Annotated in this window: 15 protein-coding genes; 13 read left to right on the forward strand and 2 right to left on the reverse strand. The window is 32.7% G+C overall.

The features are described from left to right. The first annotated feature begins 65 nt into the window (after positions 1-65). Positions 66-584, forward strand: coding sequence for a ferritin (locus BOW55_RS05950; protein ID WP_129023390.1), 519 nt, complete (start codon positions 66-68; stop codon positions 582-584). 65 nt (positions 585-649) lie between these two features. On the opposite strand, the gene BOW55_RS05955 is transcribed toward BOW55_RS05950, so the two are convergent. Continuing rightward, positions 650-1,942 carry an aminopeptidase P family protein gene (locus BOW55_RS05955; RefSeq protein WP_089057083.1) on the reverse strand — a complete coding sequence of 431 codons (1,293 nt, stop codon included), beginning with the start codon at positions 1,940-1,942 and terminating at the stop codon, positions 650-652. 513 nt (positions 1,943-2,455) lie between these two features. On the opposite strand from BOW55_RS05955, the gene BOW55_RS05960 reads away from it, so the two are divergent. From BOW55_RS05960 to BOW55_RS06000, 9 genes are all read left to right on the forward strand, one after another. Next, on the forward strand, positions 2,456-3,094 hold the full coding sequence (locus BOW55_RS05960) for a DUF2306 domain-containing protein (RefSeq protein ID WP_241686490.1): 639 nt from the start codon (positions 2,456-2,458) through the stop codon (positions 3,092-3,094). A 36-nt stretch (positions 3,095-3,130) separates the two neighbouring features. Further along, a complete protein-coding gene (locus tag BOW55_RS05965; RefSeq protein ID WP_129023392.1) occupies positions 3,131-4,477 on the forward strand; it encodes a polymer-forming cytoskeletal protein in 1,347 nt (448 codons plus the stop codon). Between the two features lie 19 nt (positions 4,478-4,496). Continuing rightward, a complete protein-coding gene (locus tag BOW55_RS05970; RefSeq protein WP_241686491.1) occupies positions 4,497-4,931 on the forward strand; it encodes a GNAT family N-acetyltransferase in 435 nt (144 codons plus the stop codon). 170 nt (positions 4,932-5,101) lie between these two features. Continuing rightward, on the forward strand, positions 5,102-5,551 hold the full coding sequence (locus BOW55_RS05975) for a GNAT family N-acetyltransferase (RefSeq protein WP_129023394.1): 450 nt from the start codon (positions 5,102-5,104) through the stop codon (positions 5,549-5,551). Between the two features lie 11 nt (positions 5,552-5,562). After that, the gene (locus BOW55_RS05980) at positions 5,563-6,303 is read left to right on the forward strand and encodes a LytTR family DNA-binding domain-containing protein (RefSeq protein ID WP_129023395.1); all 741 of its coding nucleotides are present in this window, start codon (positions 5,563-5,565) and stop codon (positions 6,301-6,303) included. A gap of 101 nt (positions 6,304-6,404) precedes the next feature. Continuing rightward, entirely contained in the window at positions 6,405-6,974 is a 570-nt protein-coding gene (locus BOW55_RS05985; RefSeq protein WP_129023396.1) for a hypothetical protein, read from the forward strand. 36 nt (positions 6,975-7,010) lie between these two features. Then, on the forward strand, positions 7,011-7,856 hold the full coding sequence (locus tag BOW55_RS05990) for a lipopolysaccharide assembly protein LapB (RefSeq protein WP_129023397.1): 846 nt from the start codon (positions 7,011-7,013) through the stop codon (positions 7,854-7,856). Between the two features lie 15 nt (positions 7,857-7,871). After that, the gene (locus BOW55_RS05995; protein ID WP_129023398.1) at positions 7,872-8,243 is read left to right on the forward strand and encodes a hypothetical protein; all 372 of its coding nucleotides are present in this window, start codon (positions 7,872-7,874) and stop codon (positions 8,241-8,243) included. A gap of 79 nt (positions 8,244-8,322) precedes the next feature. Next, positions 8,323-8,508 carry a hypothetical protein gene (locus BOW55_RS06000; RefSeq protein WP_129023399.1) on the forward strand — a complete coding sequence of 62 codons (186 nt, stop codon included), beginning with the start codon at positions 8,323-8,325 and terminating at the stop codon, positions 8,506-8,508. Positions 8,509-8,785: 277 nt separating this feature from the next. Here the strand turns inward: BOW55_RS06000 and BOW55_RS06005 are convergent, their stop codons facing one another. Continuing rightward, a complete protein-coding gene (locus tag BOW55_RS06005) occupies positions 8,786-10,147 on the reverse strand; it encodes a hydroxymethylglutaryl-CoA synthase family protein (RefSeq protein ID WP_129023400.1) in 1,362 nt (453 codons plus the stop codon). 359 nt (positions 10,148-10,506) lie between these two features. Between BOW55_RS06005 and BOW55_RS06010 the strand changes: the two genes are divergently transcribed. Genes BOW55_RS06010 through BOW55_RS06020 form a run of 3 tightly spaced genes read left to right on the forward strand, consistent with a single transcriptional unit; the run spans position 10,507 to position 13,982 of the window. Continuing rightward, positions 10,507-11,172, forward strand: a complete 666-nt coding sequence (locus BOW55_RS06010) for a succinate dehydrogenase cytochrome b subunit (protein ID WP_089054676.1) — start codon at positions 10,507-10,509, stop codon at positions 11,170-11,172. 11 nt (positions 11,173-11,183) lie between these two features. Beyond that, on the forward strand, positions 11,184-13,184 hold the full coding sequence (locus tag BOW55_RS06015; RefSeq protein ID WP_129023401.1) for a fumarate reductase/succinate dehydrogenase flavoprotein subunit: 2,001 nt from the start codon (positions 11,184-11,186) through the stop codon (positions 13,182-13,184). Positions 13,185-13,235: 51 nt separating this feature from the next. Further along, positions 13,236-13,982 carry a succinate dehydrogenase/fumarate reductase iron-sulfur subunit gene (locus tag BOW55_RS06020; RefSeq protein WP_129023402.1) on the forward strand — a complete coding sequence of 249 codons (747 nt, stop codon included), beginning with the start codon at positions 13,236-13,238 and terminating at the stop codon, positions 13,980-13,982. The last annotated feature ends 424 nt before the right edge of the window (positions 13,983-14,406 follow it).

Raw genomic sequence — 14,406 nt, forward strand, 5'->3', positions numbered from 1 at the left:
TTTTCAGGTGTTTAGAGCTGCCGTCTTTAATTTTTGTAATTTTACACGTATAAAAATTAAAGGTTATGAAAGATTTACTAAGAACAAGTACTTCATTAGTTGAAGGAATCGAAAATATATTGAACTTACAAGCAAAATTAGAAAGTGATGCTTCTAATAAATATTTAGCTATGGCTGCATGGTTAGATAGAAACGGTTATGCAAATACAGCATCTTATATGTACAAGCAAGCCGAAGAAGAAAGAGAACATTTTCTAAAAGTTTTCAAATATATTACAGATATGGGAGGGATTGCAGTTACGCCATCTGTTCCAGAAGTGCAGCAAGAATTTGCTTCTTTTAAAGAAGTATTTGAAATTGCTTTGCAAAACGAAATTGCAGTAACTCAGGCAGTCAATAAAGTAATCGCAAAATGCAGAGCTGAAAATGACTATGCTACAGAAGATTTTATGATGTGGTATGTGGCTGAGCAAAGAGAAGAAGAGAAAAATGCAAGAAGAGCTTTAGAGCTTTTTGAATTGATCAACGAAAACGCAGCTGACGGCAAATTTCAATTAGACATACAAATAGCTAAAATTGGATAAGTAAAACCAATTTATAAAATTAAAAAAGCCCTTAATGATTTGAAATTATTAAGGGCTTTGTTTATTTATTCATTCATCAAGCTTTCAATCTCATCAGCTTCAATTGGAATGTTGCGCATTAAGTTAAATGGTTCTCCTTTTTCTTGAACGACAACATTGTCTTCTAAACGAATTCCGAAACCTTCAGCAGGAATATAAATTCCTGGCTCAACCGTAAAAACCATATTAGCTTTCATAGGTTCGTGAAGCAAACCGTAATCGTGTGTGTCAAGTCCCATGTGGTGAGACGTTCCGTGCATGAAATATTTTTTGTAAGCAGGCCATTCTGGATTTTCGTTCTGAACATCAGCCTTATCAATTAAGCCTAAACCAAGTAATTCAGAAGTCATAATTTTACCAACTTCAATATGATATTGTTTCCAAAGCGTTCCTGGAGTAAGCATTTTTGTTGCTTCGTTTTTAACTCTTAAAACAGCATTGTAAACGGCTTTTTGACGATCAGAAAAACGTCCTGAAACTGGAATTGTTCTCGACATATCGCTTGAATAATTTGCATATTCAGCCGCAACATCCAACAAAATTAAATCTCCAGCTTTACATTGTTGATTGTTTTCGATATAATGCAAAACATTTGCATTGTTTCCAGAAGCGATAATTGGTGTGTAAGCAAAACCTTTAGAGCGGTTACGGATAAATTCGTGAGCCAATTCAGCTTCGATTTCGTATTCAGTAACATTTGGTTTTACAAATGATAATAATCTACGGAAACCTTTCTCCGTAATGTCACATGCCTGCTGAATCAAATCGATTTCTTCGCTTTCTTTTACAGAACGAATTCGTTGTAAAATTGGGTTGCTTTTGGCAACATTATGTGCTGGGTAACGTTCTTTCCACCATTTTACAAAACGTGCTTCGCGAGTTTCTGTTTCAACAGACGCGCGGTAATGCTCGTTTGTATTGATGTACATCGTGTCAGCATACGTCATCATTTCGTTTAAGACTTTATGAAAATCCTGCAGCCAATAAACCGTTCTAATTCCCGAAACCTGAAAAGCACGTTCTTTAGTTAGTTTTTCACCTTCCCAAACAGCGATGTGATCGTTAGTTTCTTTCAGGAAAAGAATCTCTTTTTGATTTTCATAAGGTGCATCTGGAAATAAAAGTAAAATACTTTCTTCTTGATCTACGCCGCTTAGATAAAAAATATCTCTGTGCTGTGCAAACGGAAGAGTACTGTCCGCACTAACTGGGTAAATGTCATTAGAATTGAAAACGGCAACAGAGTTTGGTTTCATTTCTGCCGTGAATTTTTTGCGGTTTTTTACAAAAAGAGCGCTGTTTATTTGATGATATTTCATAATAACTTAGTTTTTGAACTTCGAATTTCAAAATTACATTTTTTTACAAAGTAGTGTATGATAGATTTATTAAAGTTTTCTTATTTGTTTTGAGTTTGCCGCAAAGGCGCTAAGACGCAAAGTTTTTTAACCGTAATGAGCATAAAGATTTCCTTAGTATTGTCATCCTGAGCGAAGTCGAAGGATCGCGAGTAACTCTACAAAGATTGGAAGTTTTACTTCACGCAGATTTAGCAGATTTAACGGATTTTTTTTCTTTTAAAAGTCGCAGTGCACGACAATCTTGTCATTTCGATCCCGAGGCTTTGGGAGAGAAATTCTCGCAAGTAACTCGAAAAAGATTGGTGATCTATCTCTCAGGCTTCCGTGAGTTTTATAATACATTCTCGGTTTTAATTGTTTCTAATAATGAAAAAAAAAGTTATTTTAGCTTAACTACATTGTAGTTTTTAAGGTGTTGATCATTTAGGGAAATAAGTATTAATAAAAGTGGAAGAGGAGAAAATAATTCAAATGCTGATTTTTTGTCACGCACTATTTGGCGGCATTGCATTGCTTTCAGGTTTTGTTTCTTTAATTGTAGAAAAAGGAAAAATAATCCATGAAAAATCGGGGAAACTATTTTATTTTTCCATGCTTTTGTCAGCGTTTACCGCGTTAATAATTTCTGTTTTGCCAAGACATGAAAATCCTTTTTTATTTTCAATAGGAGTTTTCAGTTCTTATTTTATTCTAACAGGTTACAGAGCTTTGAGATTTAAAACTAAAAATTATAATCTAAAAACAGATAAAATAATTTCGTGGATTATGGTTATTACAGCCATTTTGATGATTTTGTATAATCCTTTGGTAAATCAAAAAATCAATATAGTTCTAATTGTTTTTGGAATTGTAGGTTTGAGTTTTTCAATGAGAGATTTAGTGCTGTTTAATAAAACGGATAAATTAACAAAGGATTGGTTAAAACTGCATTTAGGTAAAATGATTGGCGGATATATTTGCGCTGTAACAGCTTTTGTAGTAGTAAACGAATTCTTTTCAAGTTTTTATGGCTGGTTTATTCCAGGAATTATAGGAGGATTTTATATCGCGTATTGGATTCGTAAATTGAATAAAAAGCAGAGAGTTAGTATTGCTGTAGAAAAAGAATAAAAACCAAAGAAACAAAACTTCTATTAATAAGATAAAATGCAGACTTCTAATCTTAAATTAATTACAATAGCCGAAATCAAAACCAAATATCCTTTTCTAATTGAAGATGAAAAGTTCGATTATTTTGATGAATGGGAAGACGAAGATTTTTTTCTTACCGCAGAAGAAGATGTAAATTTTGAAGGAAATTTTTACTTGGATCTTTATGAAGATAAAGAGAAAAAATGGCTTGCCAACTTGTTAAATCTTCCAGTAAAAAAGACTCAAGAAATAAGAATTGAAGGTGTTTTGATAAATGGAAATTTCTCTGTAATCGGTTCAATTATTAATGCCGAAGGCGATTACGGACCTTATGTTTTTATAAACGGTAATGTTGTTTGTCAAAGTCTGTTATTAGGCGGAGCCAATGTTGAAATAAAAGGAAATATTGAAACAAAAGAAGTGGTTATGACTTATTATAATCATGGTAGTTTTAACTGTACAGGTCTAATTGATTCTCCAGTTTTTATTGTTAATGATCATAATACAACATTTGGAGAAAGAAAAAACAATCTCTTTTATTATAATGACAGAGCAGATGATGTCGATCCAAAAAATCAATGTGAATATGATGATGAAACCGGCGATGAAATTATCTCGAATGAACTTCGAAAGTTATTGGATAATCCGTTAATTGAAACTTTTGAAGAGTTAGAACGAGATTTGGCAAGAGGTGAATTGGTTTTAAAACAAAATAATCCGCCAGCGAAAACTTATGAATATTGGCGGGATCGTGTTTTGGCAAATTATAGAGATCTTAAACTGGTTCCAAAACAATTTAAAACCGAAGAACTTTGTAATCTGGCATTGAATATTACATTTCATGCTTTGCCATTTATCAATCAGGATTTAATAACATACAAACTTTGCGAGAAATTAGTGAGTAAAGATGGTTTTGCAATTCAAGTAATTCCGGATCAGTTTATAACAAAAGAACTTTCTTTTAAAGCGGCTGAAAATGGTACAATACTGCGATTGATTCCGGAAGAATACTTTTCTGAAGACTTGATATTATTAGTTTTCAAAAACGGAAAACATGAACCTGATATCAACGATGTTCCTTCTCGATTTATTACAGAGAATCTTCTAGCAGAATATGTAAAAATTGGAAAAGGATTGTGGTTGGATAAAGCGTGCAAGCAAAACGGAATTGATAAATTACAGGTTTTAAAGCAAGTAATCGATTCAGGAATTGAATATTTGGATAACATTTTTGGAAATCATTTCAGTAAAGAAACAGTTGATTACGCTTTTTCGGTTTATAAAAATCAAGAGGATTGGAATAAATATGTTCAAAAATACAAACCGAAGTTTGAGCGCATTGGTTTGAATGAATACTTGTAAAACGGTAAAATAAATTATAGTGTTACATATTAATATCAGAAAAATAGAAAAACAAGATCTAGATTTTGTTTACAAAGCAATCTGCGAACTGGAAAGTGAAATTTTAGATTTCGATGTTTTCGAAAGTATATTCTATGAGAATATTTCTAATCCAAGAAATGTATATCTAATTGCCGAAAACGAAAGTGAAGGTCTAGGATTTATTAGTTTTCATACCCAAAATCTTTTACATCATTGCGGATTAGTGGGTGAAATTCAGGAATTTTTTATTCATCAAAAACATAGAGGTAAAGGCGTTGGACGTTTGTTAATAAATGAAATCAAGAATTTTGCAGAGCAGCATAATTTAAAAAGTATCGAGGTAACGACCAATAAAAGACGAGTAGAGAATGTTGCAGTTTATGAGAATCTCGGATTTAATTTGAGTCATAATATGTTTACGATTTATAAGTAAGAGGAATATTTTTTAACCGCAAAGTTCGCCAAGGTTTACACAAGGCTCGCAAGGTTTTGTGTTTAAAGCTTTGCGACCTTAGCGCTTATTCAGTATAACTTTTGATGAAAATTCTTTTGCGGACTTTGCGGTTAAATTTTAAAGAGGAATAAAAACTAATTTTCAAACGAATGAAAATAGAAAAAGCCAATATAACCGACAATGAAATCCTAACTTCAATAACCAAAAAATCCAAAGCCTATTGGGGATATTCGGCAGAGCAAATTCAGGAATGGGATAAAAACTTAACGATTTCTCTGGATTATATTAAGGAGCATAATGTGTATAAATTGACAGTTAATAATTTAATTATTGGCTATTATTCCTATTTTTTTAGAGATGAAAAAGAAATTGAGCTTGATAATTTATTTATCTTGCCAGAATATATTGGTAAAGGATTGGGTAAATATTTAGTACTTGATTTTTTAAACCGAATTAAAGACCAAAAAGCAGAAAGAATAATACTCGATTCAGAACCAAATGCTGAGGATTTTTATGCTAAAATGGGATTTGTAAAAATTGGAGAATTCGAAACTTCTATAAAAAATCGTTTCATGCCTATTATGGAAATGAAACTGTAAATTTAATTCAAGTGAAACAGCTAAACATTTCCATAAAACATAATTTTCTAGTTGGTTTGTTTATTGCGTTATGGCTTTTTGTTTTTGCTTTTATCATAAAACCTTTTGATGATGGCACTATAAATTTTAAAGCTTGGTTTTTAATTAGTTTTGGTTTTAGTATTATAGCGTTTTTGTGTTACAGTCTTTTAACGATTGTTCAAAAAAGCTTTTACGAAAGAATAACTAAGTGGAATGTCGGTTTAGAAATGGCAAGTGTCATTTTCTTCTATTTGGTTTATTTATTTGGGGTTTATACATATTATAAAAGCCCAATTTTAAATGGAGGATATAGTTTTTACGAATTCTTTTCGATAATATTTATAAAAGTAGCGTTGATTTTGACTCCAGTAATTATTCTGGCAAGAAGATATTTGATAAAATTAATTCCCGTAAAAGATGATGTTCTGACATTTAAGGGAGAAAATAAATTAGACATTTTAAAAATCCAGAGAACAGATCTGGTTTGCGTATCAAACGCACAGAATTATGTTGAAGTTTTTTATATAGAAAATGGAAAACTAACTTCAAAACTATTGCGAAGTTCACTCAAAAACATTCAAAAAGATTTTAGTTTTTTAATGCAAATACATCGTTCGCATTTAATAAATCCGTCTCATTTTAAATCTTGGAGGAACTCAAATACAATTATTCTGACTCAAATAGAACTTCCTGTTTCTAAAAATTATAAAGAGACACTTTTGGCTTTGTAATTTCGTACCAAAAACAATATGTTTTGTACCTAAGTCAATAAAAATGGGCATTAAGCTAGTTTTTCATTTTAGTTTTGCTTCATCAATTTAAAAAATAAATTATGAAAACAAAACATCTTTGCCTTCTCGGATTATTATTTTTCCTGATTAGTTATTTATTCTTTTCTAAAATTTTACCCAATTTTCAAAAACCAATTGATTTTGCTCATTGGTTTAATTTAATTGGAGCTTGTTTGTTATTGTCGTTTAATGATGCCTTTCCTAAAAACAGATTAAATTCAGCGGCTTCTGTGCTGACAAGTTTGGGTGTTATTGCGCATATCGGACTTTGCACCATCGATTTTATCATGTCAAGCTTTGGTAATGACGAAACTGCAAAAGCGGCATTAAGCAATCAAATTAGTAATTCTCCAAGTATTTTGTATCCTTTTGTTGTCGTTGGACCATCTTTGCTTTTTATTGGTTTAGCAGTACATGCTTTTGCTTTTGTTAAAACGGATACGATTAAATCTTTGATGGTTGTTTTTGCTTCGGCTGCTATTGGGTTTTCCTTTTTTGTGTTGAAAAATGGAATTTGTATGTTTTTGAGTTGTTTGGTTTTTGTTTTAGGATTGGGTTTGCTGCTTTGTAAGAATGATATTAAAAAAGTGAAAGGAAATCTATATATTTGAATGGATTTTATAATTTTGAGCCAATCAAATTTAAATATGAATAAGATTTTTACCTTACTAGTTTTACTTTTTGTATTCAATATTTCTGCACAGAGCACACTTCAATTTGATAAAAAGTTTGTTCAAAGTGAAGATAGATGGGTAGTATTTCCTTCGGACAGTACTGGTTCTTATAATTTTGGATTTATTTATATAGACGCTCAAGCTGGATTAACTTTTGACTACGAAGGAAGTTTTAAGGTTGATGAAAGAGGAATGTTTCTGCCAAATAAAAGAGAAAAGACAAGTTCTATGAAATATAGATTACAGCCAAATAATACATTAGTAGCATTTATTCCTGAATCTAAATATGCAGAATTACAAATTCCAAAAGAGCCAGATTGGCTTAAAAACTACAAAACAGGCGAAGGCTCTGTAGAAAGACTTTATCGATGGGGTTTTATGTACAATGGTTGGAATGAATGCGAAAAGGCTTTGGGATACCTAGAAAAGGCTCAAAAAATTAACCCTGAATACAAAGGTCTTCGAGTAGAGTTAGCGTTTTCTTATAATTGTCTTAAACAGTATCAAAAAGCTGTTGATATTTTGAAAATTGCGATAAAAAAAGAACCTCTTGATGCTTATACAAATAAGGAGTTAATTTACGCAGAGACAAAAAACGGCAATCTGCAAGATGCTGAAAATCTTTGTCGTAAAGTTTTTAAAGAATGCCCAGATAAGACTTATAATTCTGAAAATGCTTATAATATCTTGCAAGCTTATTACATTAAAAAAGACATTAAAAATTTCAATAGTTGGTTAGCAGAAGCTAATTCATATTTAATGGGCAACCAAAGATTTAAGCCTTTAGCAGAACAAATGAAAAAGGAACTACAACAATAATTTTAAAACCGAAAATTGAAAAAACATATAAAATATCTAATCGCACTCTTTCTGGCTTTTGTCGTGATTGCGAGCGATGGTATTTTGTATTCTCAATCTAAATCGGCAGAATATTACGAATCTTCCTTTGTAGTTTTAAGAAGGGAATTAAATCTTAAAAGTTCTCGTTTATATAAATTTGGACAAGCTGCTTCTTGTTGTAAAACAAGATTTTCAATTGTTTTGAATTTTCTTGAAACCGAAAATGTTTTTACTTTTCAAATTAAGAAACTGCTGAAATTGCAAAATCTGCTTCATCAAAAACTAACGTCATTTATAAATCAGTCTGTTTTTATAAATGAAATAATCATTTCAAATCATTTCGGTAAAAGTTTATACAACGCTTAAGAAAATTTATTTCTGAGGCTTTATGCAATCTCAAAGCATAAGATGATACAATAATGTCTAATCATTTATCATTTTCAAAATGTATAAACAAAATAAAAAATCTCGCTTGGAGCAATCTAAGCGACCAGTTCTTCATTGGATAAAAAGAAAATTTATAATTATAATAACCGCTTTTATGCTCGGAATGTCAAACGGAATGAATGCCGAAGATCGTTCCATTAACGGAAGTTTTGTTCAGACAGAACAACAGGATAAAAAGGATTGATTTTTCTAATTAGAGAATATGTCAATGAGATAATTAGAGAATGCTTTCTATTTGTCGTGACCTTTGTCAAAGTTTTAAACTTTGACAAAGGTTTTTGTACACGATCTTGTCATTTCGACTGAAAGGAGAAATCACACAAGTAATTCGACATGCAAAATCGCCAATCTTTGTGGAGTTTCTTGTGTGATTTCTCCTTTCAGTCGAAATGACAAACTGTATGGATATAAAACAAAAAACCGAAGCAATTTGCTTCGGTTTTCTATTTATTGAAATTTAATTAATCAATCCATTTATAATATCTCGCCCCAATCAAAACTGGAATCTCTTTTTCAATTCGATCTAAAACCCATTCGTTTTTTGGAGTTCTAACACTTTGTTTTTGTTCTTTTTTGTGAAGGCTTTCATAAGTATTGAAATCAATTTCTACACTTTCGGCTAAATTTTCAAAAAGGTTTACATTTTCTAGAACAGATTTCCATTCTGGTTGAATTGTTCCTTCAAAAACTTTAGATTTCGATCCGCTTCCATAAGCTAGGAAACCGAATTTAGTTCCTGAAATTGCTGCATTAGTATCATAAAAATGAGCCAAAGTCGATAATAATCCCATGAAAATGGAACCTGTGTAAAGGTTTCCAATTAATGAAGAAGCCAATTCGGCAGGTTGTAATTTATCAGTCACAAAGCTTCTGTAATCTTCAGATTTTGCCACTTCTTTAATTTTTGTCTGATAATCTGCTGGTGCAATATCATCGGCAATAATTTTTTCAGCGCTGTCTAAAGCATAAATTTCAGATAACATTCTTCTTCCCTGGAAAGAATACGGCAAATGCATTACGATGCTATGCCAAGTGTTATATAATGTTTCGGTAGTGTTTTTTAATTTTTTGAATGAAAAGTAAGCATTTCGCGTACGATCCATATAACATTGATTTGAATATTGTCCGTCGAAAACAGGCTGATCTTTATGGATTTCGATTTCTGCTTCTAAATTATCAAACCAAGAATCGTTGTTTGTGTTTTTTGTGATTTCGTTTTTAGAGATAGTTCTGTACGGTTTGAAGAAATCAAAAACACCTTTTGTACTTGTTGCCCAATTGTCATCAAAAGCAATAATTTTTGGATCTGCAGTAATTAACATTGCAACAGCTCCAGCTCCTTGTGTATATTCTCCGCCTGAATTTAAATCGTATTTTGCAAAATCAGCTGCTACTACAATTGCTTTTTTTGCTGGATTTAATTTTACAAAGTCAAGACAGTTTTGCAAGGCATCAACAGCGCCGATACAAGCAAAAGTAAAATCGACTACATCACATTCGGCTAAGGTATCTTCGCCAAATTTTTGCTCCATTAAATTAATTAAATAAGAGGCAATTGGTTTTGAACTGTCGATTCCGCTTTCGGTACCAACATAAATTCGGCTGATTTCTTTTAGATCAATAGTATTGTCGGTAATAAGTTTGGTTAAAGCATTTGCGCCAAACACAACCGCATCTTGATGAACGTCTGGGAAAGTCATTTTAAGTAATCCAAGACCTTTTTCTAATTTTTCTGGTTCAATATTTCTGGCAGTTGCCAAAGTTTTTATGGGTAAGTGTATGTTTGCTACATCAAAAGAAATAGCGTCAATTCCTGTTTTCATTCTCATTTTTTTTGAAGCCGATAAAGGTAAAATTATGTTACGGAATGGCAATTTTTTAGATTGATTAAATTTAGCTCCAGCTGCACTTTTGAAGAAAACAGATTAAAACTTTAAATAAAATATCAATATCATAAATTTTTGACAATATACGTAGAAGTGATTTTTGGGTTTAAGCCTTTGTGAGTAGGTTTTTGGAATCTTCTATAGGGAATTATTTTTTAGCAGCTTCTTTTTTGTACGTAAAAATACGTACTCAGGCTCTATTTTAAAATCATTATAAATAAGAACGAAATGGTTGTAGTTCTTTTGTATTTGAGTTATTTTTGTATAATTTTTTAAAACAAACTACTTAAACACTTATGGCACAATCTGCACTATTGAATGCTTCCATCTTAAAGAAAGTAGCTATGGCTCTTTCGGGAATATTCTTAATCACGTTTTTAGCGCTGCATGTTTCCTTAAATTTTATTTCTATTATTAGTGAAGACGTTTTCAACGAGGCTTCTCACTTTATGGGATACAATCCGCTGATTCAATATGTAATGCAGCCAGTTTTGGCGATCGGGGTAATTTTCCATTTTGTAATGGGATTTATTTTAACCGCGCAAAATAAGGCAGCAAGACCAATTGCGTATGCAAAATACAATGGAGCAGCAAATGCTTCTTGGACTTCAAGAAATATGATTATTTCTGGAGCGGTTATTTTAGCTTTCTTAGTATTGCATTTTTATGATTTTTGGTTTCCAGAAGTAACCTACAAGTATATTGCAGGAACAGCTCCAGATGCTACAAGATATTATGGAGAATTGGTGCATAAATTTCATGACCCAATTCGTACAGGATTGTACTGTATCGCGTTTGTATTGCTAGGGTTTCACCTTTGGCACGGATTCAGTTCATCTCTTCAATCAGTTGGGATGCACAATAAGTATTCTAGATTTTTAAGTAAAGTAGGTTATTGGTTTGCTGTAATAGTACCGGCACTTTTCGTAATTATCGCATTATTTCATCATTTCAATAATTAATATCAATTATAATGGCATTAGATTCAAAAATTCCAAATGGTCCTATAGCGGACAAATGGACAAATTATAAAGATCATATTAATTTAGTAAACCCTGCTAACAAACGTAATTTAGATATTATCGTTGTTGGTACAGGTTTGGCTGGAGGTTCTGCAGCAGCTACTTTGGCTGAGTTAGGATATAACGTAAAAGCATTTTGTTTTCAAGATTCACCTCGTCGTGCGCACTCTATTGCAGCACAAGGAGGTATCAACGCGGCAAAAAACTATAAAGGTGACGGTGACTCAGTTTACAGATTGTTCTATGATACTGTAAAAGGTGGTGATTACCGTGCACGTGAGGCAAACGTTCACCGTTTGGCTGAAGTTTCGGCAAATATTATTGACCAATGTGTGGCTCAAGGGGTGCCATTGGCTCGTGAATATGGCGGACTTTTAGATAACCGTTCTTTTGGAGGAACTTTGGTTTCTCGTACATTTTATGCACAAGGACAAACTGGACAGCAATTATTGTTAGGAGCTTATTCTGCAATGAACCGTCAAATTGGTCGTGGTAAAGTAAAAATGTACAACCGTCACGAAATGTTAGACATTGTAATCGTGAACGGAAAAGCGAGAGGTATTATCGCTCGTAACTTAATCACTGGAGAAATCGAAAGACATTCTGCTCACGCGGTAGTAATTGGTTCTGGAGGATACGGAAACGTATTTTTCCTTTCAACAAATGCTATGGGAAGTAACGCAACAGCAGCTTGGAAAATACATAAAAAAGGAGCGTTTTTCGCAAATCCTTGTTACACACAAATTCACCCAACATGTATTCCGGTTTCAGGAGATCACCAGTCAAAACTGACTTTGATGTCTGAATCGTTACGTAATGACGGTCGTATTTGGGTTCCTGCAAAATTAGAAGATGCTCAGGCAATTCGTGAAGGAAAGAAAAAAGCAACAGATTTATCTGAAGCTGAAAGAGATTATTTCTTAGAAAGAAGATATCCTGCTTTTGGTAACTTAGTTCCTCGTGACGTTGCGTCTCGTGCAGCTAAAGAAAGATGTGATGCTGGTTTTGGAGTTAACAAAACTGGAGAAGCTGTTTACTTAGATTTCGCAGCAGCAATTAAGCGTTACGGAACTGAAGATGCTTACGTAAAAGGATTAGATGATAAAGATGCTGCTTTGGTAACTAAATTAGGAGCTGCAATCGTGAAAAGTAAATACGGAAACTTATTCCAGATGTACTACAAAATCGTTGACGAGGATCCTTACACAACGCCAATGATGATTTACCCAGCGGTTCACTACACAATGGGTGGAACTTGGGTTGATTATAACTTAATGACTACAATTCCTGGATGTTTCTCAATTGGAGAATCTAACTTCTCTGATCACGGAGCAAACAGACTTGGAGCTTCTGCTTTAATGCAAGGTTTAGCTGATGGATATTTCGTATTGCCATATACTATTGGAGATTATTTAGCTCCGGATATTAAAATGGGAGAAATTTCTACAGACTTACCAGAATTCGTTGAAGCTGAGAAAGCAGTTGTAGATCAAATTAACAAATTCATCAATAACAACGGTAAACATTCTGTAGATTATTTCCACAAGAAATTAGGAAAAATCATGTGGGATAAAGTAGGTATGGCTCGTAATGCTAAAGGTTTAACTGAAGCTATCGAAGAAATTGCTGCTTTACGTGAAGAGTTTTATAAAGATGTAAAAGTTCCAGGAAGCGCTAACGAATTTAATCAAGAATTAGAAAAAGCAACTCGTGTTGCCGATTTCTTAGAATTAGGAGAGTTGTTCGCGAAAGATGCTTTACACCGTAACGAATCTTGTGGTGGTCACTTCCGTGAGGAATACCAAACAGAAGAAGGAGAAGCACTTCGTGACGATGAGAACTTTGCATATGTTGCAGCTTGGGAATACAAAGGAAAACCAAGTGATGCAGTATTACACAAAGAAGCTCTTAATTACGAAAACATTAAATTAGTTCAAAGAAGCTATAAATAGTATTTGAAAAAGTCTTGATACTTATTTCATATTACTTAAAACTTATACAAAATGAAACTTACATTAAAAATATGGCGTCAAAAAAACGCCCAAGATAAAGGAGGGATTGTAGAATATCCTATTGATGGAATCGAACCAGATATGTCTTTCCTTGAAATGCTTGATGTTCTTAACGAACAATTAATCAACAAAGGAGATGAGCCAGTTGCATTTGATCACGATTGTCGTGAGGGAATTTGTGGAATGTGTTCTTTATTCATCAACGGAGAAGCGCACGGACCAGACAGAGGTGTTACAACTTGTCAGTTACACATGCGTATGTTTAAAGATGGCGATACAATTTTTATCGAGCCATTTAGAGCAAAAGCTTTTCCAGTAATTAAAGATTTAGTTGTTGACAGAAGTTCTTTTGACAGAATTCAACACGCAGGAGGATTTATTTCTGTAAATACTTCAGGAAATACTATTGACGCAAATACAATTCCAATTAACAAACACGACGCAGATAAATCATTTGATGCTGCAGCGTGTATTGGTTGTGGAGCTTGTGTTGCAACTTGTAAAAACTCTTCAGCAATGTTGTTCGTTTCTGCAAAAGTATCTCAATATGCTTTATTACCGCAAGGTAAAGTTGAGGCGGTTGACCGTGTATTAAACATGGTTCACCAAATGGATTTAGAAGGTTTTGGTAACTGTACAAATACAGGAGCTTGTGAAATCGAATGTCCAAAAGGAATTTCACTTGAGAATATTGCACGTATGAACCGTGAGTATTTAGCAGCAAGTTTGAAAGGATAATTTAGAACGCAATTTTAGTTTATATTGAAAACGCATCCGCTTAGGCGGATGCGTTTTTTTGTGGTCTATTCTAATGGTTAGTTCTGTAGAATTGATCCAATGAAGATGTTGTTTTTTTTGAATTTATAATACTATGTTAATATATGTTTATTGCTGTTAGTCATTTATTGAAGTGATATAAATATCACATTATAAGTGTTGAATTTTGTTTGCCATAGGTTATTTCTTTTTTCTTAATGTTTTTTATTTGTATGTTCGTAATAGACATAATTTATAAACAGGATGAAAAAAAATATTTGCCTGTTAGTATTTCTAACAATTAATCTAATAAGCGGACAAGCAAAATCTAGTGATTATTTTACTTTATATAAAGGTGGAGATAAGTTTTTAAAACCTGTTAAGTATGTAATGTTTGATTCGACTT

Origin of the sequence: Flavobacterium sp. YO12, from assembly GCF_004119495.1 — a bacterium.
Taxonomy (GTDB): Bacteria; Bacteroidota; Bacteroidia; order Flavobacteriales; family Flavobacteriaceae; genus Flavobacterium.